Raw genomic sequence first — 22,326 nt, forward strand, 5'->3', positions numbered from 1 at the left:
AACCGAGGGAGGGTCATGAGTCAGGCCGGTGAACTGTTGGACGAGCTGCCGTTGCCGCCGTACGTGACGGTCGAGGATGTCGACTTCGCGGTGCGGACGATCACGGTCCACGCCCCCGAGCAGTGGCCCCGCGGGCTGCGCTGCCGCAACGACCACCACCCGCACCCGTGCCGGCTGCACCGCTGGGGCCAACGGGTCCTCGCCCGACGCGGCCTCACCACCACCGAGATAACCGCCCTGGTCACCCACTACCAGGCATCGGCGGTACGGCGATGATCTACCGACGAACCGGTGAACGCCTTCGCCCCGCCGTCATCCGCGTCGCGTCCAGCGTGATGCGCCGCCGCTGGCGCGGTCTCGACCCCGACGAGGTCTACGAATTCCTCCGCCTGGTCGCCAAGGAGGTCGAACGCCTCGAACGCGAGGCCACCACCGCCCGCACCCAGGCGGAACGCGTGCGCCAGGGTCTACGCCAGTGGCAGGCCCGACACATCGGCTGCACGTTCGCCGATCCATCCGCCGCCGACTTTCAACCCTCATCACACCCTCGGCCCGGCACCGGCCGGCGACTCGCCGACAGCGGCGAGCAGGACCAGCGGCAGCCCCGCAACGGCGGCCACTGGTGAGCGCCCCACACTGGGTGATCCACCTACCCACCACTCTCACCAGCCACCAGGCGGCCGTCGACCTGCTCGCCGCCCTGCGCGCGTCCCTCGCACACATCCCCGTACTCGACTTCGGCGAGGCGACCATCTCGGCGGAGGACGAGCAGTCGACGCGTACCCGGATCTGGTGTGACGCCCCGATCGGCGAACCCCGCGCCGGCCCCGGCAGCCGGCGCTGCCACCGGTTCGTCAACCACCCCGGAGCCTGCGCCAACTGACCAGCCCGACCCGGACGACGGCCCTACGACTGCACCGGGCCACGATGGTCAAGGTTCCGTCCGCCCGTTGATCCGGCCGGGCACGGTCACCCGGCATCACTGCCCCCGTCGCGTCCGCTGCCTGCACTAGGGTGCCCCTTCGGAGGATCCAGTCGAGGCGTGCACCGCCGGCCACCACGAGGGCCGACGTCACCGAGCGGACGGGGCAAGGGAAGCACGATGTCGTACGTGCCCAGCGGTACCTGGCACCCACCGGCACAGCCGGCACCGCCCTTCTCACCTCCCGGGCCGAGCCTGTGGTGGCGGATCGGCCACAGTTGGTGGCTGCTGCTGCCGGTACTCGGCTTCAGTTGCCTGGCCGGCTTCGGTTTTCTCTACATCGGACTGCGCGCCCAGCGGCCGGCCTGGTGGCTGCCCGGCGTCGGCTACCTGGTGGTCTCCTGGACCTGCTTCATGCTGGTCGGCGGCACGGACCAGGGCACCGCCATCTCCGACTGGGCCGCCGGCATCTTCCTGCTGAGCTGGATGGCCAGCATCACCCACGCCGGCATCCTCAACGTCTCCTGGCTGCGCTGGCGGGCCGGCCACCGCCCCTGGTACGCCGCACCGCCGCACGCGCCGGTCTGGTCCACGCCGGGAGCGGGGCAGCCGACCGGCCACTTTCCCGGGGCGCCACCCGTCTCGCCCGGCTACCCGCCGGTCGCACCCGCCTCCCCGGCCTACGGTCCGGGTAGCCCCGCCGTGCTCAGTCCGGCGCCGGTGTCCTACCAGCCGACCTCCGGCCCACCCACCGGCTACCACCCGAACACCCCCACCCACCCGTACCTGCCTCCGCCGGTCGACCCGTACGCCAGCCTGCCGCTCGACCCGGACCTGCCGACGCCGGTCGATCCGTACTCCGGGCCGCTCCCCGGTCAGGAGTCGTCGTCTCCGCCTCACGGCTGAGCTAAAACCTGGCGGTCGCACATGATCTTGATGTCGGATTCTTGCTGACCGGGCACGCCGCCGTCGCCGCCGGTCGAGTACAGCCCTGCGAATGAGATTGGCGCAGCCGCGCACCCGGTTCGGCGGGGCCGATCGCAGGGTGTCGTACGTCGGTGGGGCTTGCCCTACCGACGACCTTCCCGCTCACCGGCTGTCATCCGGACAGGCCGCTTCATAGGGTCGCAGGACAGTCATCGAACACTATTTCTGTCCGTTCGGAGGAAGTCACGTGAACCGCTCCACCCAGGCCCCGCTTGCCGGGGATCGCGCGTCGTCCGGGACGGTGCCCCGGATCGTCGACGTCGACGCGTTGCGTTCCGTGGCGCTGCTCCTCATCCTGGTCGTCAACATCGCCTTCTTCGCCTCCGGCTATTCCTTCCACCTGGTTCCGGATCCCGCGCACGACTCGTGGGGCGACCAGGTGGTCCTGTGGCTGGTCGAGCTGCTCTTCGCGATGAAGGCGTACCTGCTCTTCTCCTTTCTGTTCGGCTACAGCTTCACGCTCCAGCTCGATTCCGCCGCGCGGCGCGGCGTCGACGTCGCCCCACGGTTCCGGCGACGGCTGGCCGGACTCTTCGTGCTCGGCATCCTGCACGCGGTGCTGCTGTTCCAGGGTGACATCCTGACCACGTACGCGTTGCTCGGCCTGGTCCTGCTCGCCATGCGGAAAGTCGGCGTCGGGACCGCGCTGCGGGTCGCCGTACTGCTGACCGCCGGGATCGGCTTCGTCCTCGCGCTCGCCGCCACGGGCGGGACCCAACTGGTCACCGATCCGGCGACGGCACTGGCGGCGGGGCAGCGGTCCACCGAGGCACTACAGGGCGGGCTCGGCTCGGTGATCAGCGAGCACGTACGCCAGCTGCCGGGAATGTTCGGCGCACTCCTCGTGCAGGGGCCGCTCGCCCTCTCGGCCTTCCTCTTCGGGTACGCGGCCGGGCGGCGCCGGCTGCTCACCGACGTCGTCGGGAACCGGCAGCTCCTGCGCCGGGTGCAGCGGGTGGGCTATCCGGTCGGCCTGGCCGGTGGGGTGATCTTCGCATCGGGCGGGGGCACCGCCAACCTGACCGGGCTGACGGCGGGCGTGCTCACCGCGCCGCTGCTCGCGGCCGCGTACGCCGCCACCCTGCTCCAGTTCTTCCAGACCGACCGGGGACGGCGGGTCGTCGCCGTACTCGCGCCGGCCGGCCGGATGTCCCTGACGAACTACCTGGGTCAGTCGCTGCTCTGCGTGCTGGTCTTCACCGGCGTCGGGCTGGGCCTCGCCGGTGCCGTCGCACCCCCGGTCGTCGTGCTCATCGCGGTCGCGATCTACTGTGTGCAGCTCGCCGCCAGCGCGGCGTGGATGGCCCGGTTCCGGTACGGGCCGATGGAGTGGCTGTTGCGGGCCTGGACCGAGCAACGGTGGCCACGGCTGCGGGCCGCGGACCTGGCATGACGGGGCCGGGTGCGGCGTCAACCGGATTGCCGCCCCACCTCCGGTGCCGGCTCCGCCCGGTATCCGCTGGCCTGCTCCATGCTCGGCCCCGGCCCGTGCGTCAACTCGCTGAGACAGCCGCGCCACCATCCCGGCGAGAACGGGCAGCCGCCCGCAGGTCAACGCGCTGACCGCCGGCAACTCGGCTGAGAAGCCACAGAACCGACCCGAGCCGTGTGGATCCCGTCGAGTTACGCATCCCAGGTCATCGATGGCGAAATGTGCCAGGATAGCCGTACATCTGGATGGCGGAGCTGCGGGAGGCATCGGTGGCGTTCTGGGTCGTCCGGGATCGGGTACGCCTCGAAGCCGGGCACCTCCTCGACCGGTCGTCCGCGCCCGGCACCCACACCATCGAGTACTGCGAGACGGCCCGTACCGCCACCCGCCCGGCACACGGCAAGACCGAGCAGGTCATCCACTGCGGGCACTGTGGGCACCCGGTTCCGTTCACCGTCTTCTCGGTCGCGCTGACCCGCCGTCGTCGCCTCTACGCGTACGGCCTCGGGGCGATCCTGCTGGTTGCCGCGGCCATGCTCTACGGCGTCGGCATCGATGTCGTGGTGGCGGCCGACAGTGCACTGTGGCCACTGCTCCTCGCCGGGGCGGAGATCGTGCTGATCGCGCTGGCCGTCATGATCCTGAGCTGCGCCGCGGCGTTCGAGCACGGCGTCCGGTCACCCGCGCTCTGGCGAGGCGGGCAGGTGCCGTACGGCGGACACCTCGCGATGATCGACCCGCATCTCGGCCGCAAGCCGCTGGCCCGCAACGCCAGCCGCGTGATCTCCTCGGTCCACCACCACCCCCCGGACGACAACCCTTCGGATGGTGAGCCTTCGGGCGGCGAGCCCACCGGATCCGGCCCGGTCTGACCCACGTCCGACCCCAGCGGCCCGGCTGTTCCGCCTTCGGCAGGCTCGCTCTGCCCGGCGGCGCTCGGCGATCCAGCACGCCGTCGACGACAGCAGCCGGTCACGGTGCACGCCGCCGGGCCGGCCGGCCTCACCGCTATGCGCCCGGCCGGCACGTACTGTCGGGCGGACCGTCCGCGATCCGGGGAGGGACGATCCATGGCAGAGGGTCCGAGTCGGCGCGGCTTCCTGCGGGGCGCCGGACTTGTCGGGGCCGGACTCGTCGGCACCGGCGCCGCCGCCGGGGTGCTGCTGCCGGCCGCCACGCGCGCTTGGCAACGGGTCGGCGACGACCGCTACCGTCCCGACTCCGCGTCGCCCCGGTTCACCCTCGCCGTCATCCCGGACACCCAGTACCTCTTCGACGGCGACCGGGGCGACAGCGGGCCGCTGGCCGCGACGCTGCGCTGGATCGTGGCGCACCAGGCGGAGCGGAACATCGTGCTCACCGCCCACCTCGGCGACATCGTCGAGAACGGGGCCGCCGCCGAGCTGGCCGAGGCCGGCCGGATCTTCGAGATCCTCGACCGGCGCGGGGTGCCGTACAGCGTGCTGGCCGGCAACCACGACATCGACCAGTCCACCACCGACCAGCGTGGACCGAGCCACTACCTGGAGGTCTTCGGGCCGCACCGGGTACGCGGGCTGCCGACGTACGGCGGCGCCACGCCGGACGGCTACAACACGTACCACGTCTTCCCCGCCGCCGGGCGCGAGTGGCTGCTGCTGGCGCTGGACTGGCGGCCGTCGGACGGCACGCTCGACTGGGCCCGGTCGGTGCTGGCGGCGCATCCGACCAGCCCGGTCATCCTGACCACCCACGACCTGGCCGACGCAGACCACACCGGGGCGACCTGGCTCTCCGAGCACGGCCAGCGGCTCTGGGACCGGCTGGTCAGCGGCAGCGACCAGATCTTCCTCACCCTCAACGGGCACTACTGGCCGCCCGGCCGGCTGGTGCTGCGCAACGCCGCCGGCCGGGACGTGCACGTGCACATCACCAACTACCAGAACCGCTACTACGGCGGCGGCGGGATGGTCCGGCTGTACTCGTTCGACCTGGCCCGGAACACAATCGACGTCGAGACGCTGTCGCCGTGGATCCTCGGTCAGCCCGCGGAGCGGCGCAACGCGCTGGCCCGACGGGAGGTCGAGCTGACCGACCCGGCCAACCGGTTCAGCCTGGCGGTCGACTTCGCCGACCGGTTCGCCGGCTTCGCCCCGGCCACCGGCCGCCCGCCGCGCGGCCCGGCCGCCGTGGTCGGCGACGGCACCGTCGCGTATTGGCGGTTCGACCAGGGGCGCCCGGACGGCACGGCGATGCCGGACGGGTTCCGGGTCGAGGATCTCTCCGGCCGGGGCAACCACCTGACCCGGCTCAGCCTGCCGGGCAGCCCGCCGGAGGCGCTGCGCTGGTCGGCCGAACACCACGACGACCAGCCGGCCCGCGCGAGCCTCTTCTTCTCCGGCGGCCGGCGACCGGCCCGGGGCGGCTACCTGCGTACCGTCGACGGCGCGCCGTTGAACGCGGCGACGTTCGCGCACGGTTACACGCTCGAGGCGTTCGTGAAGTTGCCGGCCGACGTCCGGGAGACCGGCTCGGACGGGATGGGCATCCTGAGCCGGTACGGCACCGGGCGGGATGCCGGCAAGACCGGTGCAGACCCGGCGCAGCCGATCGCGTTGCTGGGGCTCTCCGCCGGGATGATGCTGAAGTGGGCCGTCTTCCCGGTCGAGCTGGACGGCATCGTCGCCAACTGGGGCCACGAACTGCCGGCCGGGGAGTGGTGCCACGTCGCGGTGGTCAACGACGGCCGGCTCAGCACGCTCTACGTCGAGGGCGCGCGGCTGCTCCGCAACCCTTCCGTCGCGGCGTCCGGGCTGGCCACCTCCGGCGAGCCGTGGCTGGTCGGGGCGTACCACCACGACCGGATCGTCCAACCCGGCTTCTACGGGTGGATCGGCGACATCCGGATCACCGACCGGCCGCTGCCGGTGGACCGCTTCCTCCTCGCCTGATCCTCTCCGCACCGCGCCCGGTCCGAGCCGGCGGGGCGGCCGATATCCGTTCGGATATCAGCCCAGCTCGAAGCGGTCGGCCGGGGGCCGTCACGGCGGCGGAGGGGTCAGCGGGCGCGCAGGGCATCCACGGCGGTCCGGGCCGCCTCGCCGATCGCCAGGTCGACGTCGATCCGCCGGGTGGCCAGCCGCCGGGTTCGGGCGAAGACCGCGATCGCGTACCGGCCGCCGTCCGGATACTCGGCGACCCCGGCCTCGGCGTGGAGGCCGGGCAGCGTGCCGGTCTTCGCCGCCACCCGTACGCCGGGCGGGAAGCCGGAGGCGATCCGGGTCCAGAAGAGTTGCCGACCCATCAGTTCCCGCAGCAGCGCACCCGCCGGGGCGGGCCCCGCCTCGTCCCGCCAGATCAGTCCGAGCAGCCGGGTGACGTCCCGGGCCGTGCTGGAGGTGGTCCGCTCCGGATCCTGTACCCGCATCGCCCGGATCCGCTCCTCCGGCAGCAGCGGGAAGATCTGTGCGAACTCGGCGTCGTCCCGCGCGCCGACGTCGGCGTACATGGACTCCAGCAGTTGCCGGGGCCCGCCGAGGATCCGGGTACGGGTCAGCCCCAGCTCGGCGGCGAGCAGCGGCAGCACGTCCGGACCGACCCGGCGCAGCAGCAGGTCGGCGGCGCTGTTGTCGGTGACCGTGATGGCGAAGTACGCCAGGTCCCGCAGCGACACCTCGACGTCGTCGGCGCAGCCCGCCGTACCCCAGCCACCCAACCGGTCCTCGGCGCGCACGACCACCCGCTCGGTCGGGTCGAGCTGCCCGGCGGCGGCCTGCCGGGCGAACTCCAGGACCAGCAGGATCTTGAAGATCGAGGCGAGCACCACCTGGTCGTCGGCGCCGATGCCCAGCTCGGCCCCGCTGTCGATGTCGGTGACGTGCAGCCGGGCGTCGACCCCTACATCGTCGAATATCCGGGTGATACGTCCGGTTGGCACCTGGCGACGATAGCCGGCCGGCGGGCGGCTCCGATATGCGAACTCATATCATCGGCCGGGTGGACCTGGCCCGGCACCTGCGGCAGTTCGTGGTGGTGGCCGAGGAGCTGCACTTCGGCCGGGCCGCCGAGATCCTCGGCATCGCCCAGCCGCCGCTGAGCCAGTCGATCCAGCGGCTGGAACGGGACCTCGGTGTCCAGCTCTTCGACCGCTCCCGGCGCCAGATCAGCCTGACCACCGCCGGGCAGCTCCTGCTGGCCGAGGCCCCGACCCTGCTCGCCGCCGAGGAACGCATCCGGATCGTGATGCGCAAGGCCCGGGATGGCGAGATCGGGACGTTGCGGGCAGGCGTACCGCCGGAGACCCCGGCCGTCACACTCCAGGCGCTGCTGCACGGGATGGCGGCGCGGGCGCCCGGCCTGGACGTCGACCTCCAGGAGCTGACCAGCGCGGAGCAGCTCCGGATGCTCGCCGAGGCCCGGCTCGACGTCGGGCTGGTGCACCACCCGGTCCGGGCCGAGGCGCTGCGGGCCGGGCCGGCCGTCGAGGTCCGGTTGGGGGTACTGCTGCCGCGCGCCTCGCCGCTGGCCCAGTTGCCGGAGGTCGCGCTCGCCGACCTCGCCGGGCACGATCTGGCGATCTTTCCTCGGGCCACCGCGCCGGACTGGCACGACCGGGTCCTCGACGTGTGCCGCCGGCACGGTTTCACACCCCGGCGGGTCCGGCACGCCGGCAACCCGGAGTTCCTGCTCGGTCTGGTGCTCGCCCGCGGGTGCGTGGCGTTCGAGCCGGAGTCGGCGGCCCGCCGGGAGCCCCGGGTCGCCTGGCGGCCGCTGACCGAGCCGGTGCTGCGCCGCCGCACCTCGGCGGTCTGGCCGGACCGGTCGGCGCATCCGGCCGCGTCGACCTTCGCCCAGGTTGCCGCCGAGATCCTGGCGGGCCCGGCCCCGGCCGCCCCGATCGTGCTGGGTACGGGCCAGCCGCGCCCGTGGTCGGTGGTCTATCCGCCGGACGACTTCCCCGGACCCGGCTGAGCCCGAGCATCCGCGGAGTTGACCGCCGGGCGTTCAGCTCCGGTCGGCCGACGGCAGGGTCGACAACCCGGCGACCGTTACGAGCAACTCGATCGGGTACTCGTTGTCGGCCTGGCCGATCGCGAGTCCCACCCACCGGTCGACCTCCGGCCGCCGCCGGACGTGGACCTCGCCGGTCAGCATGCCGAGCCGGGAGACCGGTTCCGGCGCCGACCCGTCGTCCCAGTCGATCCGGACGGGGAGCGCCGAGGAGGACCGCCTCGGGACTTCGCTCAAACCCCGCCCCGGCGCCGCAGGTACTGGTATCAGCTACCGGCTGGCGAGTGGTCAACGGCACGGCGTCACCGGTCGAGCCCGCGGAGCAGTTCGCCGAGCTGTGCCGGGAACAGGCCGGTACGGCTTCCGGCCGGGGCGCCCGGCAGTTGCCGGAACGGGCCGCGTTCTACGAGCGGCTCCGCGAGGCGTGGCACCCGGTAGCCGGGTATCGGCGGGAAATTCGGGCTCGATTGTCGGCCCGGCCAGCTTGAATGGCAGGGGCAGACGGACGGAAGGTGGGTGGCGTGGTCGGAGGATCGGACCGGGTCCGGATCGAGCCGTGGAGCGAGGGCGACCTCGACCTGCTGCGCCGGATCAACGCTCCCGAGATGAAGCGGCACCTGGGCGGCCCGGAGACCGAGGAGCAGGTCCTTGCCCGGCACGAGCGTTACGTCCGGTTCGGCGGCGGCGGGCAGGGGTGCATGTTCCGGGTGGTCGCCCTGCCGGACGGGGTGCCGGTCGGCAGCGTCGGCTACTGGGAGCGGAACTGGCACGACCAGACGGTCTACGAGATGGGCTGGAGCATCCTGCCGGCGTACCAGGGCAGGGGGCTGGCCACCGCCGCGCTGCTGGCGGTGGTCGACGCGGCCCGGGTCCGGCGGACGCACCGGTACGCCCATGCCTATCCCTCGGTCGACAACGCCGCCTCCAACGCGGTCTGCCGAAAGGCCGGCTTCGAGCTGCTCGGCGAGACCGAGTTCGAGTTTCCGAAGGGGCGGCTGATGCGTTCCAACGACTGGCGGCTCGACCTGACCGCAACCGACCGTCCCTGACGCGCGGCGCCACCGAGGGCACGACCTGGCCGGCGTGTGCCACCTGCTCCGGGGCACCCGGCGGTCACCTGGGCCGGGTGATCCTGGTGGCCGGCGAGCCCGGGCGCGTCGAGACGCATACCCGCCGGATCAGGCGTCCGGTGTGGACGGTGTGGATCCGGGGGTGGGGAAGCAGCCGGCGAACGGGTCGGGATAGTTCCGCCAGCCGGTCTCGCCGTCGGCCAGTTCGGCGTCGGTGAGCAGGCAGCGGGCGAGCGTGCGGTGGATGTCGACCGGGTCGAGGTCGAAGCCGACGAAGACCAGGTAGTTGTGCCGGTCGCCGTAGTACGGGTCCCAGTCCAGTGCGGCGGCGAGCCGGCGCTGGTCGCTCGCTGCCGCCCAGTCCTCGTCGGGCGCGTCGACCAGCCATCGGCCGAGGGTGCCCAGCGTCAGGCCGCCGCCGGCGAACTCCCAGCCGACCGCGATCTCCGGCTGGCTGGCCAGCCAACACACGCCCCGGGAGCGCAGCACCGGCGCGTTGACCGCCGTCAGCACCTCGTGCAGCCGTCCGGGGTGGAACGGCCGGCGGGCCCGGAACACCGCCGACACCACCCCGTGGTCCGGCTGCGGTTCCGGTACCCCGAGCAGGTAGCCCTCGATCCCCCGGGCCAGTACGCCGGGCGTCTCCGGCCGGTGCCGGTCGGTGTGCCGCAGCCGCCGGGTCAGCGCCCCGGCGTCGACGTACGGCTCGGTGACGGGGAGCTGCACGGCCCACGGGGCCAGCCGGTGCAGCAGTACCGACAGTTGACCGCTGTCGGTGCTGTCGCCGGGGGTACCCCACAGCACGAGCGTGTCGGCGTACTCGATCTGCCGGGCGATCACGTCGGCGAGGGCCCGGTGGTCGTCGTCGGCGGCGGCCTGGATACCGAGCGTGGTCAGGGCGTCCGGGCTGGCCAGCCCGTCGAGCAGGTGCTCGGCGTCGACCACCGTCGCGTACGAGTCGAAGTGCAGCCGGTCGGTGACCGGGGCGCCGTCCACGAGGTGGTGGGCGCAGACCTCGGCGACCGCCTCCGGCTCGACGGTCTCTGGCAGTAGCAGCACCAGGTCCCGCCCGGGCCGGGTCCGGGCCAGCCGGGTGAGAGTGGGCAGCACGTCCTCGCGCAGTGTGTGGGAGAGGCAGCCGTGCGCCAGCGCGATCGTCTCGTCCTCGACGATTCCGGCCCCGTCCCGGACGATCCGGCGGAGCACCCTGGCGCGCAGGTCGGTCAGCTCGTGCCGGACCAGCAGCAGGCTCGGGTCGTCGGCGAGCAGCGCCCTCGCCACCGCGTAGCTGGCAGCGGGCCAGAACCCGGCGAGCACGGTGACCGAGGCGCGGCCGTCGGTGCGGGCAGCGGTGCCGAGGTGGTCGGGGGCGAGGGGTGACGACATGGCGGGCCTTCCGAGGTAGTTGAAAATGATTGTCAGTATAAGCGCTCCGATCGTCCGGGTTAGAGTCGCCCGCTGCGTGGAACACGGTGCGCAGGGGGCGGGAGAAGCCCTGGTCGGGATGGGAAACGGTCGCCGCGGCAGTATGCGGCCGAGGAGGAAGCAGGATGTCCAGACGACGCGCCCACACCAGCGCACGGCGGAGCGACGGCAGCGTGAGGATTCCGGCGCGGAGGGAGGTGACGCTCTGATGGCCCGGCGCAACGACGTACGCCCGATCGTCAAGCTGCGCAGCACCGGCGGCAGCGGCTACACGTACGTGACCAGGAAGAACCGCCGCAACGACCCGGACCGGCTGGTGGTGCGCAAGTACGACCCGGTGCTCCGCCGGCACGTCGACTTCCGCGAGGAGCGCTGACGGCATCCGGGTGGGGTGGTCGGCGACGCCCTGCCGGGACCGGGGCGCTGTCGCGAGGCCGGTCAGCCGACCGGGGCCGGAGTCTTCTCCTCGATCTCGGCCGCGACCGGTGCCTTCGCCTCCACCGCGGCCCGCTTGCGGGCCCGGTGCGCCGCGACGTGCGACCGGGTGGCGCAGCGCTCCGAGCAGAACCGGCGGCAGCAGTTGGACGAGGTGTCCAGATAGACGTTGCCGCAGCGGTCGTCGGCACAGACACCGAACCGGGAACTGCCGTACTCGCAGAGCCAGACCGACAGCCCCCAGACCGCACCGGCCAGGAACTCGGCGCTCACCGAGGCTCCCCGGCTGGTCACGTGCATGTGCCAGTCCTTGGCGTCGTGCCCGGAGATGCGCGGTTGGACGGGATAGCTCTCCAAAAGCGAATTCAGCTCGTCCACCGCGTCGGCGTCCCGTCCCGAGGAGCCGAATTCGAAGACGTCCCGCAGGCGTTTCTGCGCCCGGCGGAAGGCGGCGACGTCCCGTTCGGTCACCTCGTCGCGCATCCAGCCGTGCTCGTCGGTGAAAACGGCCCGCAGGTCGTCGAGGTCGTCGAGTCGCGCGTTGACGAGGTCGACCCCGGTCCGGGCGTACGCGTCGAAGTTCACCCGACAACCGTAGACGACTTATGGCTCCCGTGGCGCGTCCACGTAGTGGGGAAGGAACCGCGCGTAGCCGTCGGTGATCAGGCTCCGGCTCTCCCGCAGGCCGGCACCGGCCGCCTCGCCGGCCACCACCCAACTGCCGAGGACCAGGTGATTATCCGAAAACGACGGTAGTGCGCGGAATTGTTGGTAACACCATCCTTCGTCACCGTAAATCCCTGGATTGTTGATCTCCCCGGCGCCGGTGACGATTCGCACCGAACCGCCCTCCCGACCCAACAGCGGCTTGACCACGTATTCGGTCATTCCCCGGGGCGAGTCGAGGTACGCCGGCAGCAGGTAGGGATGGCCGGGATAGAGCTCCCAGAGCACGGCCAGCAGCGCCTTGTTGGAGAGCAGCAGCTTCCAGGCAGGCTCGATCCAGGTGGTCGGGGTGCCCGGGTGCAGCGCCGGCCGGCCGTACGGCTCGGCGAGCATCCACTCCCAGGGATAGAGCTTGAAGCAGGTGAGGATCGGCGTGCTCACCCCGTCCGGGCCGGGCGGGCCGGTGAACCGGCGGCCGTCCCAGCCGATCTGGAGCATCGGCAGCAGTTCGGTCTCCAGCCCCGCCTGTCGGGCGGTCTCGGCGAGGTAGCCGGCGGTCATCTGGTCCTCGCCGGTCTCCTCCTCGTCCGACCAGGCGACGTGCACCAGCGGGTCGTGCAGGCCGGCGCCGATCCGCTGCCAGGCCGCGACCAGCCGCTCGTGCACGCTGTTCCACTGGTCCAGCTTGGGACGGGTGTCCTCCAGCCAGTACCACTGGATCACCGCCGCCTCGACCAGCGCGGTCGGGGTGTCCGCGTTGTACTCCAGCAGCTTCGGCGGCCAAGAGCCGTCGTACCAGAGGTCGAACCGGCCGTACAGGGTGGGCGGCTGTTCGCGCAGCGACCGGGTGACCGCCTCGGCGGCCCAGGCCGGGATGCCGAACTCGGCGAACCGGTTCCGCGCCACCACGTGCTCGGCGGCGGCCACCGACATCCGGTGCAACTCCTCGGTCGCCTCCTCCAGCCGGAGCACCTCGTCGAGGTCGAAGGCGTAGCAGGCGCTCTCGTCCCAGTACGACATGAGGCCGCCGCCCGGCAGTTCGGTGTCGGCGTAGACCAGGCCCTGGGCGCGGACCGTCGCCGACCAGTCCGGCCGGGGCGGGCAGCTCTCCCGGCGCACCGTCAGCCGCCGCAGGAGGCGAGGTGGGTGCCGAAGCCGCCCCGCTCGGGGAGTACGTCCGGGGCGGTCGAGCCGGCGGTCGAGCCGGCGGTCGTGGCGGCCGGCACGGTGGCCGGGGCGTACGCCGCCAACGCCAGCGAACGGGGCCGCGGCGTGCTCGGCCGCGAGTCGCAGTCGTCGTCGTCACCCACCTGGTTGCACCCGGAGAGGGTGACGGCGAGGGCGGTGAGCGCGCCCAGTTGCACGCTCGCGGACCGGAGACGGCGTCGCGAAACTTTTTCCACGAGATCGTTGTAACCGATCCGCGCCACCGCGGACACCCCAACCGGCGTCGCACCGGCCGCGACCATCGTGCGGGTCCGGCACCCGGTCGCCCGGGAGGCTCCGGTCCCCGCGTACCGGTGACCGGCTGGCGTTACGCTCGGCTCATGCTCCGATCGGTCATCCTCGCCGCCTCCCGGTCATCCCGGATCGAGCGGCTCGTCGAGACGGCCCCGCTCACCCGGGACGTCGTACGCCGGTTCGTCGCCGGCACCACCACCGACGACGCGCTGCGCGCCACCCGCCAGCTCGTCGCCGACGGTCTCGCGGTCTCCATCGACCACCTGGGCGAGGACACCGTCAGCCCAGACCAGGCCATCGCCGTCCGGGACGAATACCTGGCCCTGCTCGGCGGGCTCGCCGAGGCCGGGCTCACCCCGCCGGCCGAGGTCAGCGTCAAGCTCTCGGCGTTGGGCCAGAAGTTCGACGAGCGGCTGGCCCGGGAGCACGCACACGCGATCTGCGCCGCCGCGGCGGCGGCAGGCACCACGGTCACCCTGGACATGGAGGACCACACCACCACCGACTCGACCCTGGACATCCTGGTCGAACTGCGCAAGGACTTTCCGGGTACGGGGGCGGTGCTCCAGGCGTACCTGCGGCGCACCGAGGCGGACTGTCGGGAGCTGGCCACCCCGGGGTCGCGGGTGCGGCTCTGCAAGGGGGCCTACTCCGAGCCCGAGTCGGTGGCGTACCAGTCGGCCCGGGAAGTGGACAAGTCATATGTCCGGTGCCTGAACGTCCTGCTCGCCGGCCAGGGGTACCCGATGATCGCCACCCACGACCCCCGGCTGATCGCGATCGCCGAGGACCGGTCCCGGTGGTTCGACCGTACGCCGGACCAGTTCGAGTTCCAGCTCCTCTACGGCGTACGCCCGGACGAGCAGGCCCGGCTCGCCGAGGCAGGCCACACCGTACGCGTCTACCTGCCGTACGGCACCGACTGGTACGGCTACCTGATGCGCCGGCTCGCCGAGCGCCCGGCCAACCTGGCGTTCTTCGCCCGCGCCGTGGCGACCCGGAGGTAACGCGCGGCGCCGGCCCCGAGGTGACCGGTCCGGCCACGCTGGTCGGCCCGCTGCCCAGCCGGCGCTCTCTGGGCCGGCTGGGCTCTGGTCCGGCTGGGATCCAACCGCCTCGCCTGGCATCCTCGCGCCATGGACTTCTCCCGCGCGGTGGCGGCGTTGCGTGCCGTCCTCGCCGACTCGCCCCGGGCACGGGCCGATCCCGACCTGCTCGAACAGGTCCTCGGCCTGGTCCGCCCCTCGATCGGACTCGCCGTACCGGCCCGGTGCCGCGACGGCGAGCCCGCCGGCCCGGTCGCCGGCTGGTACGGCGGACTGCCCGGACTGCCGGACGGGGTGCGGTGGCCGGAGCACCAGGGGCGGCCGATGGCGCTGCTGGCCCGGCTCGACTGTGCCGCGCTGGCGCCGATGCTCGGTCCGGAGTGGATGCTGCCCCGGGACGGGACGCTGCTCTTCTTCTCCGGCGAGTGGTTCCGCGCCGACTTCGGGGCGGGCCCGGGTGACGACGGCTGCGCCGTGCTGCACGTACCCGTCGGGCTGCCGGACCGGGCCGCCCCGCCGGAGGCGGAGGTGATTCCGGCACTGCCGCTCGTCGCCGCCCCGGTCCTGGCCGCACCCGACTACGCCGAGCCGGAACTCGCGGCGGCCTTCTCGACCGATCCGATCAGGGTGATGGACCTGGTCACCGAGATCCGCGACCGGCTGCCGACGGTGCGGCACCGGCTGCTGGGCTGGCCGGACAGCCCGGTGGTGGGACCGGCCGGCCACCGGCCGCTGCTGGCGCTGGAGGCCGAGCCGGGGACCGCCTGGGGCGAACTGGTCGGAATCTCGTTCTGGATCGACGGCCCGGACCTGGCGGCGGGTCGGTTCTCCCGGGTACGCCGGGTCCTCGACGTCGCCTGAGACGCCCGCCCCGCCCCGGTACGCGGAAAAGCGCATCCGGCCCGCCGAGGGTCCGATCTGCTGATCGTTGCCCCCGACGGACCGGATGCGTCCGCTCCGTCACCGGCCGTGGTCTCCGTTACCGGCTACCCGCCACCGGTCACCCGCGCCTCGGTTGCCCGAGGATCAGGCGAAGCAGTTGTCGATCTTTTCCTTGCCTGCGCAGTTGTCAGGCCGGTTCTTGCTGATCACGGTGTCGTCGTCCACCTTGACCTTGGCGTGCTCGGCGAAGAGCCCGCCGCCCTTCTTGGTGGCGTCGTTCTCGACGATCTTGCTCTTCTTCAGTTCGAGCGAACCGCCCTCGACCGCGATGCCGCCACCGACCGAACGCGCGCCGACGGCGCTGTTCTTGCTGACCTCGGTGTCCCGCACGATCACCTCGGACTTCTCGGCGAAGATGCCGCCGCCGTCGCCCCGCGTGGTGTTCTTGGTGATCTTGCTTTCGTCCACCGTGAGCAGACCCTTGATGGTGGCGATGCCGCCGCCGTCCTTGGTGCCGAGGTTCTTGCTGACGTGCAGCCCCCGGACCGTGAGGGTGGCGTCCTTGTTGAACAGGCCGCCGCCGACCTTCGCGGTGTTGCCGTTGACCTCGCCGTCCCAGACCTTGGTCCGGGCCGAGACGCTGGCGATGCCGCCGCCCTCTGCCGCGTTGTTGTGCTCGAAGGCGCTCTTGTTGATGTCGGCCGCCCCCTGGTAGTTGGCGAGCCCACCGCCGGCCTTGTAGGCGCTGTTGCTGAAGAACTCGGACTTCTCCACGGTGAGGACACCACCGTTGAGGATCCCGCCACCGTTGCCGGCCGAGTTGTTCTCCTCGAACTTGCTCTCGGTAACCTCGAGGTGGCCGTCGTTGAAGATCGCGCCGCCGCCGCCGTCCTTGGCGAGTGCGGTGCTGTCCGAGATCGTGACCCGCTTGACCTTGGCGGTGGCGCCGTGGTCGACCGAGATCGCGCCACCCTCGTCCGCCCGCCCGTTCTCCAGGAAGACGTCACTCAACTCCAGGTCGCCACCGTCACGGACGGTGAAGAAGCGGAAGTCCTTGGCGTACGTGTCCCGGGTGATGGTCGCGCCCTCACCCTTGATCTTGATCGGCGCCTTGATCACGGGCAGGCCGGACTTGTCGTGCTTCTTGTCGTCCTTCTTGTCGTCCTTCTTGCCCTTCGCCCCCGGCACGCCCATGGTGTCGTTGGTGGAGGCGGCGTCGGTCGACGGCTTGCCGTAGTCCTTCTCGCCCTTCTCACCCTTGCCGTTGTGCTTCTCGCCGCTGTCGTCGTGCGCGGTGAGCGTGTAGGTGCACTTCGGCGCGAGCTTGAGGCTGCCGCCACCCTCGGCGTTGGCGTGTACCAGCGCGGCGATGAGCTTGTCGGGGTCGCACGGTACGGACGTCACCTTCTCGTCCGCGTGCTTGTCCTCGTCCTTGCGCTTGTCCTCGTCCTCGCGCTTGTCCGAGCCACAGCCCTCGCGGCCACTCTGGGACCCGCCGTTCCAGCCCGAGCCCTCCGAGCCTGAGCCGTTCTCGCCGCCGCCCTGGGACCCGCCGTTCCAGCCCGAGCCCTCCGAGCCTGAGCCGTTCTCGCCGCCGCCCTGGGACCCGCCGTGCCAGCGAGAGCTGTCGGAGCCGGGAGTCTCCCCGGACGAGCCGCTCTCGCCGCCGCCCTGTGAGCCGCCCTGCCAGCCGGATCCGCCTTGCGATCCGCCTTGCGATCCGCCTTGCGATCCGCCCTGCCAGCCGGATCCGCCTTGCGATCCGCCTTGCGATCCGCCCTGCCAGCCGGATCCGCCTTGCGATCCGCCTTGCGATCCGCCCTGCCAGCCGGATCCGTTGGAGTCCTTGGCGTCCTTGGAGTCCTCAGGCTTCTCCTTGGCGTCCTTGGACTCGGTGGCCGGTCCGGCCTTCGGGTCCTTGGTCGCGGTGGGTCCGGCCTTCGGGTCCTTGGTGGCGGTGGGTCCGGCCTTCGGGTCCTTGGTCGCGGTCGGCCCCGCCTTCGGATCCTTGGACTCGGTGGCCGGTCCGGCCTTCGGGTCCTTCGACTCGTCGGGCTTCGCCTTCGGGTCCTTCGACTCGTCGGGCTTCGCCTTCGGGTCCTTCGACTCCTCGGGCTTCGCCTTCGGGTCCTTCGACTCCTCGGGCTTCGCCTTCAGGTCCTCGGCCTTCTTGTCGCCGTCCTCGGCCTTCTTGTCGCCGTCCTCGGCCTTCTTGTCGCCGTGGCCCTGCCAGCCGCCGGGCTTGCAGTAGTCCTGCCAGTTGCCGCCCTGGGAGTCCTCGCCACCCTCGTGCTTGCCGTTCACGTCCTTGGGATCTTCGTGCTTGCCCTGGTCTTTGCCGTTGTCGCCCTTGTCGTTCTCGGCGGCGATGACGGACAACTGTCCCAGGTCCACGTCTGCCAGACCCTTGTCGCCGGCCAACGTGGCCACCCCGGCCAGGCCAGCCGCGCCGGCTACCAGGCTGCCAGCGACGATGCCCCCGGCTAAGAACCACCGGGACCGCCGCCTTTTCGGCCGCGTCGTGGGCTGACCGGGATCCACGTGGCTCCCTTGGAATTCGGACATCAAGCTCCCTGCCTTTCGAATACAAGACACGGCCGCACCATCTGGGGCGCGGAGGGCCACAAATAGGTTGTAGCCACTTAACGTCACCGTACGGCGCCCTTCAGTGCATTGCGGGCCGATATGAAGAAAACCCACGAACAAGTGGAATTAGGGCCAGTCCACGCTTGAAAAGCGCTAACCGGATAGATGCGGGCCTGACGTGGCAATCCAATTTCGGGCAGAAAAAAGCAGACGGTTACTCGGCGGACGTACCGCTCTTCCTGCCTGAGCCGGCCGGTCCGGGCACAATTCGTACATCGAGCTCATCGCGCCCATCCAGCGCGTTCCGGTAGTGACGACCGTAAAGACGCCCTATCCGGGTCAGGGTTCCTCCGGCAGGGTTGCTCCGGATGGCCTTCCACGGGTACGGCAGCGAGACTGGGGCGGTGACCGCCCCGATCGACGACTACGTCTCCGCGGTTGGTGACCGGTTGCGCGGCTCCGCCCGGTTGCGGGCCGACATGCTGGCCGAGATCCGGGACGCGCTGGTCGACGCCGCCGAGTGGCACCGGCGCGACGGGCTGACCGACCCGGAGGCGCAACGGGCAGCCGTCCGGGAGTTCGGTTCGGCCGAGCGGATCGCGACGGGACTCCAGGACGTGCTGGCGGTGGCACAGGGACGGCGTACGGCGCTGCTGCTCGTCGGAGTGCTCGGCGCCCAGTACGGCGCGTCGGAACTGCTGGCCCGGATCGGCGGCTGGCAGCAGTTCTGGGATGGCGTCGAGCCGGGGGCGGCGTACCTGTGGTTGGCCCGGGCGACGGACACCTTCGCTGGGCTCGCCCTCGGTGCCGCCCTCGTCGCGGCAATCCTGCTGCGCTGGGGACCACGGCACTTCGACATCCGTCCGGCGGCGATCCGGCTGACCGCCGTACTCGCCTCGGTGGTGGTCGGGGTGACCATGGTCTGCGGCGTGCTGCTGGCCGTACTGCCGCCCGGGGACGGGGGCGCGCAGGCGCTGGTCGGCGGGGTGGGCTGGGCGGTCTCGTCGGGCCTGCTGCTCGGATCGGCCCGGCACTGCTGGCGGGTTGCGGAGCGGCCGGGCTGCCGGCCGGCGGCACAACCGGCCGGGTCGTGGGCGGCTCGGTGAGGGCAGGATCGCGCGGCTGGACGATTGGTCGTACTCTCCGGCGGTGACCGACGGGGAGTACCGCGACCGCCCACCGGCCGACCACCAGCCGCAGACCGGCTACCCACCGGCCGACCACCAGCCCTCCGGGTACCCGCCGTCAGGCGGTTACCAGCCGTCCGCGCCGGAGCCGGCCATGCACGGTCTCCCGCCGGTCTCCCGCTATCCCGTGGTGCCCACCGGCTACCAGCCGAATCCCTACCACCACCAGCCCACCCCCGCCTGCTACGGCGCTGCTGCAGAGCCTCCCGCCGGTGCGGGGACGGGCGCAGAGCTGCCGCCTGCCGGTCACCAGCCTGCCGGCTACGGCGCTGCTGCAGAGCGTCCCGCCGGTTACCAGCCTGCCGACTACCAGCCCGGTCGGTACCCACCGGGGCCGGTCGGTCATCCGGCGCGGCCCGGCTATCCGGCGCCGGCCGGGTACCCGATGCCGGGCGGCTATCCGACGCCCGGTGGCTACCCGCCACCGGGCGGGCTGGTTCCGCCGCCGCGCCGCCGACGGTGGCCGCTCTGGGTGGGGCTCGGGACCGTCGTGGCCCTGCTGCTCTGCGCGGCCCCGGTCGCGATCGGTGCGGTGCTGCTCGACCGGGCGTCCGGGCCGACCGGCCCGGCCGCCGGTGCCGGGGCGGCTGCCAGCCCGAAGGCGGGCGACCCGCCCTCGGTCACCGGCGACTGGCTCAGCGAGCAGATCCGCGGCCTGCTCGACGGGCAGGCGAAGGCGTTGCTCGGCGGCGACGAGAACGGCTACGTCGGGCTCGCCGAGCCGAACACGCCTATCGCCCGGCAACTCCGGCGCGACTTCCGGACGCTGCGGGCGATGCGGGTGAGCAAGTGGGAGCCCAAGCTGCTGGGCCGGGTGAGCGAGCTCAACACGGCCGGCGAGTGGCGGGCGAACCTCACCCTGTCGCACTGCTTCGTCAGCCCGGCCTGCGAGCCCAACGAGATCACCATGGTCACCCGGTGGAAGGACGCCGCCGGCCAGCCGCGACTGACCGCGATCGACACCGACAGAACCGGCGGGCCGGGCCGGCCGCGGCCCTGGGAGAGCGACGAACTGGTCGCCTCGATCGGCGAACGCACCCTGGTCGCCGCGCCCCGGGCGTTCCGGGACCGGCTGCCCGACCTGCTGCGCGAGGGGGAGCGGGCGGCCAGGGTCGCCGACCGGTACGCCGTGGACGGCTCGCCGCCGGAGCGCTACCTGATCTTCTACGCCGGGCCGAACGAGTGGAGCCGCTGGTACGGCGGCAACCGTCCGGAGTGGACCGCCGGATACGCCGTACCGGTCGGCGGTGACCAGTACGACCTGGTGCTCAACTCCAAGGCCGTGGTGCCGGGCCAGTACGCCGACCTGATGCGGCACGAGCTGACCCACGCCTCCTCGCTGGCCGGCGCCGGCCGGATCCCCGACGACGCCTGGTGGCTGGTGGAGGGGATCGCCGAACAGGCGGCGGCGGGTGGCCGGGCGGCGAGCCGGTACGGCAGCCTCGACGATGTCGACCGGCTGGTCAACTCGGGCTGGAACGGCGAACTGGCGGACGTGGCGCCCAGCGACCGCTCCGAGGACTGGCACGTCGCCGGCAGCTACGGCGTCGGCTATCTCGCCGTCCGGCATCTCGTCGACCGGTTCGGCGAGAAGGACGTACTCACCTTCTTCAAACTGGTGGTGCACGACGGCCGGTCGGAGGACGAGGCGTCCCAGGAGGCGTTCGGCCAGGACTGGTCGAAGCTGCACGACGAGTGCGTGGCGTACGTGAAGAGGACCGCCTCCTGATCAGGTGCAGCTCAGCGGGCTAGTGGCCCGCGCGTCCTGCCGGCCGGTGCGGGTGGCACCTCGTACCATGGCGGCGTGCGTCGCGCCTCTCCGCCGCGCCTGTCCGCAGCACCGCGGCCCCGTCGCCCCGTGATACCCGCCGCCCTCCTCGCCCTCACCGTCCTGTTCGGCCTCTCCGCGGCCTCCTGTGAGTCCGACGATCAGGTCGGGCTGGCCAGCGTGGAGCGGGCCGACGTGGCCGAACTGGTCGACGCGCCGGCCAGCGTGACGGCGAGGGCGGCGGCCACCCTGAGCGCACCCGCCGACGGCACCCTGGCCGAGCTGCGGGTCAGGCCGGGTGCCCTGGTCAGGCCGGGCCGGGTGCTCGCGGTCGTCGACTCGCCCTCGGCCCGGGACCGGCTGGCCAAGGCCCGCCGGGCCCTCGATGCGGCCCGGAGCGCCGGGCGGGGGGTCGGCGGCGGCACCGACCTGTCCCGGTTGCGCCGTGGCACCGACCGGGCGGCGGCGCAGGCGTTCCAGGCCGCCCGGGACGCCGCCGGCAAGCTCACCGACCCGGCCGCCCGGGCCGCGCTGCTCGCCCAGGTCCGGATCGCGGAGCGGCAGTACCAGGCGGCGGCCGAGACCGCCGGTGCCACGTTACGCGCCGTCCAGCGCGGCGTCGCCGGGCTGAATTCCGCGGTACGGGCCCTCTCCGCCGCCCAGCGTCTCCAGGCCGAGCAGGCGTACGACCTGGCGAAGGCGACCGTCGACGCGCTCGTGCTGCGGGCACCGATCGGCGGGGTGGTGCAGCTCGGCGGCCCCGCCTCGCCGGCTCCCGGTGCCGGTACGGCCGACGTGCTGGCCGGACTGCTCGGCGCGACCGGTGGGCTGGGTGCCCCGGGCGGGGTCGATCCGGCCGGGGCGCTCGGCGGGGGCAACACGACCGCACCGGTGGCCGGCGTCGACGGCGCGGTGCCGGTCGGCGGCCGGGTGAGCGCGGGCACCCCGATCCTGACCGTGGTGGACCTGTCCGACCTCGGGCTGGTCGCCGAGGTGGACGAGACCGATGTGCTGCTGGTCAACCAGGGTGTGCCGGCGAGCGTGGAGCTGGACGCCGCCACCGGCGCGGAATATTCGGCCCGGGTCCGCTCGGTCGACGTACTGCCGACCGCGTCGGCCCGGGGTGGTGTCTCGTACCGGGTGCGGCTCGCGCTCGGCTCCGGGCGCTTCGCCGACGGGCGGGCCGCCCCGGCACCGCGCCCCGGGATGAGCGCGGTGGTCCGGCTGCGGGTCCGGGAGGCGGCCGGCGCGGTGACCGTACCGGCCGCGGCGGTGCACTCGGCGCAGGGGCGGGACGCGGTCTGGGTGGTCGAGGACGGGATCGCCGAGCAGGTGCCGGTGACGGTCGGGGTGCAGGGCCAGGACCTGGTGCAGATCGTCAGCGGGGTGCAGCCGGGCCAGCAGGTGGTGGTCAGCGGCGGCGACCAGGTGCGCTCCGGAGAGCGGGTACGTTGACCGCCGCGCCGGTGG

Annotated in this window: 23 protein-coding genes; 15 read left to right on the forward strand and 8 right to left on the reverse strand. The window is 72.5% G+C overall.

Annotated elements, in window-relative coordinates; genetic code table 11:
* The first annotated feature begins 15 nt into the window (after positions 1-15).
* The 7 genes from R6Y94_RS33365 to R6Y94_RS33395 all read left to right on the forward strand — a co-directional run bounded on the left by R6Y94_RS33365 (position 16) and on the right by R6Y94_RS33395 (position 6,271).
* Complete coding sequence (locus R6Y94_RS33365; RefSeq protein ID WP_318400133.1) at positions 16-276, forward strand: hypothetical protein; 261 nt, start codon at positions 16-18, stop codon at positions 274-276.
* A complete protein-coding gene (locus tag R6Y94_RS33370; RefSeq protein ID WP_318400135.1) occupies positions 273-626 on the forward strand; it encodes a DivIVA domain-containing protein in 354 nt (117 codons plus the stop codon). Before R6Y94_RS33365 ends, R6Y94_RS33370 begins: the two co-directional genes overlap by 4 nt.
* On the forward strand, positions 623-883 hold the full coding sequence (locus R6Y94_RS33375; RefSeq protein ID WP_318400137.1) for a hypothetical protein: 261 nt from the start codon (positions 623-625) through the stop codon (positions 881-883). Before R6Y94_RS33370 ends, R6Y94_RS33375 begins: the two co-directional genes overlap by 4 nt.
* A 219-nt stretch (positions 884-1,102) precedes the next feature.
* A complete protein-coding gene (locus R6Y94_RS33380; protein WP_318400138.1) occupies positions 1,103-1,828 on the forward strand; it encodes a hypothetical protein in 726 nt (241 codons plus the stop codon).
* Between the two features lie 268 nt (positions 1,829-2,096).
* Complete coding sequence (locus R6Y94_RS33385) at positions 2,097-3,302, forward strand: DUF418 domain-containing protein (RefSeq protein ID WP_318400140.1); 1,206 nt, start codon at positions 2,097-2,099, stop codon at positions 3,300-3,302.
* Positions 3,303-3,586: 284 nt separating this feature from the next.
* Positions 3,587-4,213, forward strand: a complete 627-nt coding sequence (locus tag R6Y94_RS33390) for a hypothetical protein (RefSeq protein ID WP_318400141.1) — start codon at positions 3,587-3,589, stop codon at positions 4,211-4,213.
* A gap of 198 nt (positions 4,214-4,411) precedes the next feature.
* Positions 4,412-6,271, forward strand: coding sequence for a LamG-like jellyroll fold domain-containing protein (locus R6Y94_RS33395; protein WP_318400143.1), 1,860 nt, complete (start codon positions 4,412-4,414; stop codon positions 6,269-6,271).
* A 107-nt stretch (positions 6,272-6,378) separates the two neighbouring features.
* Here the strand turns inward: R6Y94_RS33395 and R6Y94_RS33400 are convergent, their stop codons facing one another.
* The gene (locus R6Y94_RS33400; RefSeq protein WP_318400145.1) at positions 6,379-7,257 is read right to left on the reverse strand and encodes a serine hydrolase; all 879 of its coding nucleotides are present in this window, start codon (positions 7,255-7,257) and stop codon (positions 6,379-6,381) included.
* A 59-nt stretch (positions 7,258-7,316) separates the two neighbouring features.
* Between R6Y94_RS33400 and R6Y94_RS33405 the strand changes: the two genes are divergently transcribed.
* Positions 7,317-8,291 (forward strand): LysR family transcriptional regulator, encoded by a 975-nt coding sequence (locus R6Y94_RS33405; RefSeq protein ID WP_318400147.1) that lies wholly within the window; start codon positions 7,317-7,319, stop codon positions 8,289-8,291.
* 33 nt (positions 8,292-8,324) lie between these two features.
* Here R6Y94_RS33405 and R6Y94_RS33410 read toward each other — a convergent pair whose 3' ends face one another.
* A complete protein-coding gene (locus tag R6Y94_RS33410; RefSeq protein WP_318400148.1) occupies positions 8,325-8,567 on the reverse strand; it encodes a hypothetical protein in 243 nt (80 codons plus the stop codon).
* 65 nt (positions 8,568-8,632) lie between these two features.
* Positions 8,633-8,761 carry a hypothetical protein gene (locus tag R6Y94_RS33415; protein WP_318400150.1) on the reverse strand — a complete coding sequence of 43 codons (129 nt, stop codon included), beginning with the start codon at positions 8,759-8,761 and terminating at the stop codon, positions 8,633-8,635.
* A 90-nt stretch (positions 8,762-8,851) separates the two neighbouring features.
* Here R6Y94_RS33415 and R6Y94_RS33420 point away from each other — a divergent pair, with 90 nt between their 5' ends.
* Positions 8,852-9,379 carry a GNAT family N-acetyltransferase gene (locus R6Y94_RS33420; RefSeq protein ID WP_318400152.1) on the forward strand — a complete coding sequence of 176 codons (528 nt, stop codon included), beginning with the start codon at positions 8,852-8,854 and terminating at the stop codon, positions 9,377-9,379.
* Between the two features lie 129 nt (positions 9,380-9,508).
* On the opposite strand, the gene R6Y94_RS33425 is transcribed toward R6Y94_RS33420, so the two are convergent.
* Positions 9,509-10,786, reverse strand: a complete 1,278-nt coding sequence (locus tag R6Y94_RS33425) for a CobW family GTP-binding protein (protein WP_318400153.1) — start codon at positions 10,784-10,786, stop codon at positions 9,509-9,511.
* Between the two features lie 247 nt (positions 10,787-11,033).
* Between R6Y94_RS33425 and rpmG the strand changes: the two genes are divergently transcribed.
* Positions 11,034-11,201: a 50S ribosomal protein L33 gene (rpmG, locus tag R6Y94_RS33430; RefSeq protein WP_318400155.1), complete on the forward strand. Its 168-nt coding sequence runs from the start codon at positions 11,034-11,036 to the stop codon at positions 11,199-11,201.
* A 62-nt stretch (positions 11,202-11,263) separates the two neighbouring features.
* On the opposite strand, the gene R6Y94_RS33435 is transcribed toward rpmG, so the two are convergent.
* From R6Y94_RS33435 to R6Y94_RS33445, 3 genes are read right to left on the reverse strand one after another with little or no spacing between them, the layout of a single operon-like run.
* The gene (locus R6Y94_RS33435) at positions 11,264-11,845 is read right to left on the reverse strand and encodes a CGNR zinc finger domain-containing protein (protein ID WP_318400157.1); all 582 of its coding nucleotides are present in this window, start codon (positions 11,843-11,845) and stop codon (positions 11,264-11,266) included.
* A gap of 18 nt (positions 11,846-11,863) precedes the next feature.
* A complete protein-coding gene (locus R6Y94_RS33440) occupies positions 11,864-13,045 on the reverse strand; it encodes a glutathionylspermidine synthase family protein (RefSeq protein WP_318400158.1) in 1,182 nt (393 codons plus the stop codon).
* 2 nt (positions 13,046-13,047) lie between these two features.
* Positions 13,048-13,356, reverse strand: a complete 309-nt coding sequence (locus R6Y94_RS33445; RefSeq protein ID WP_318400160.1) for a hypothetical protein — start codon at positions 13,354-13,356, stop codon at positions 13,048-13,050.
* A 117-nt stretch (positions 13,357-13,473) separates the two neighbouring features.
* On the opposite strand from R6Y94_RS33445, the gene R6Y94_RS33450 reads away from it, so the two are divergent.
* Positions 13,474-14,394, forward strand: a complete 921-nt coding sequence (locus R6Y94_RS33450; protein WP_318400162.1) for a proline dehydrogenase family protein — start codon at positions 13,474-13,476, stop codon at positions 14,392-14,394.
* A 129-nt stretch (positions 14,395-14,523) separates the two neighbouring features.
* On the forward strand, positions 14,524-15,294 hold the full coding sequence (locus tag R6Y94_RS33455) for a DUF1963 domain-containing protein (protein ID WP_318400164.1): 771 nt from the start codon (positions 14,524-14,526) through the stop codon (positions 15,292-15,294).
* Between the two features lie 165 nt (positions 15,295-15,459).
* On the opposite strand, the gene R6Y94_RS33460 is transcribed toward R6Y94_RS33455, so the two are convergent.
* Positions 15,460-17,940 (reverse strand): hypothetical protein, encoded by a 2,481-nt coding sequence (locus R6Y94_RS33460; protein ID WP_318400166.1) that lies wholly within the window; start codon positions 17,938-17,940, stop codon positions 15,460-15,462.
* Positions 17,941-18,269: 329 nt separating this feature from the next.
* On the opposite strand from R6Y94_RS33460, the gene R6Y94_RS33465 reads away from it, so the two are divergent.
* Genes R6Y94_RS33465 through R6Y94_RS33475 form a run of 3 tightly spaced genes read left to right on the forward strand, consistent with a single transcriptional unit; the run spans position 18,270 to position 22,311 of the window.
* A complete protein-coding gene (locus R6Y94_RS33465; protein ID WP_318400168.1) occupies positions 18,270-19,007 on the forward strand; it encodes a permease prefix domain 1-containing protein in 738 nt (245 codons plus the stop codon).
* A 43-nt stretch (positions 19,008-19,050) separates the two neighbouring features.
* Positions 19,051-20,817 carry a hypothetical protein gene (locus tag R6Y94_RS33470; protein ID WP_318400170.1) on the forward strand — a complete coding sequence of 589 codons (1,767 nt, stop codon included), beginning with the start codon at positions 19,051-19,053 and terminating at the stop codon, positions 20,815-20,817.
* A 36-nt stretch (positions 20,818-20,853) separates the two neighbouring features.
* Positions 20,854-22,311: an efflux RND transporter periplasmic adaptor subunit gene (locus tag R6Y94_RS33475; RefSeq protein ID WP_412102945.1), complete on the forward strand. Its 1,458-nt coding sequence runs from the start codon at positions 20,854-20,856 to the stop codon at positions 22,309-22,311.
* Positions 22,312-22,326 lie beyond the last annotated feature (15 nt).

It is taken from the genome of Plantactinospora sp. KLBMP9567 (genome assembly GCF_033446045.1).
Lineage (GTDB): Bacteria > Actinomycetota > Actinomycetes > Mycobacteriales > Micromonosporaceae > Plantactinospora.

Bases quoted from the DNA above. Each gene is read 5' to 3' on its own strand.
- R6Y94_RS33465 (WP_318400168.1), top strand. From the start codon at position 18,270: ATGGCCTTCCACGGGTACGGCAGCGAGACTGGGGCGGTGACCGCCCCG.
- R6Y94_RS33370 (WP_318400135.1), top strand. From the start codon at position 273: ATGATCTACCGACGAACCGGTGAACGCCTTCGCCCCGCCGTCATCCGC.
- R6Y94_RS33395 (WP_318400143.1), top strand. From the start codon at position 4,412: ATGGCAGAGGGTCCGAGTCGGCGCGGCTTCCTGCGGGGCGCCGGACTT.
- rpmG (WP_318400155.1), top strand. From the start codon at position 11,034: ATGGCCCGGCGCAACGACGTACGCCCGATCGTCAAGCTGCGCAGCACC.
- R6Y94_RS33450 (WP_318400162.1), top strand. From the start codon at position 13,474: ATGCTCCGATCGGTCATCCTCGCCGCCTCCCGGTCATCCCGGATCGAG.
- R6Y94_RS33425 (WP_318400153.1), bottom strand. From the start codon at position 10,786: ATGTCGTCACCCCTCGCCCCCGACCACCTCGGCACCGCTGCCCGCACC.
- R6Y94_RS33455 (WP_318400164.1), top strand. From the start codon at position 14,524: ATGGACTTCTCCCGCGCGGTGGCGGCGTTGCGTGCCGTCCTCGCCGAC.
- R6Y94_RS33365 (WP_318400133.1), top strand. From the start codon at position 16: ATGAGTCAGGCCGGTGAACTGTTGGACGAGCTGCCGTTGCCGCCGTAC.
- R6Y94_RS33390 (WP_318400141.1), top strand. From the start codon at position 3,587: ATGGCGGAGCTGCGGGAGGCATCGGTGGCGTTCTGGGTCGTCCGGGAT.
- R6Y94_RS33380 (WP_318400138.1), top strand. From the start codon at position 1,103: ATGTCGTACGTGCCCAGCGGTACCTGGCACCCACCGGCACAGCCGGCA.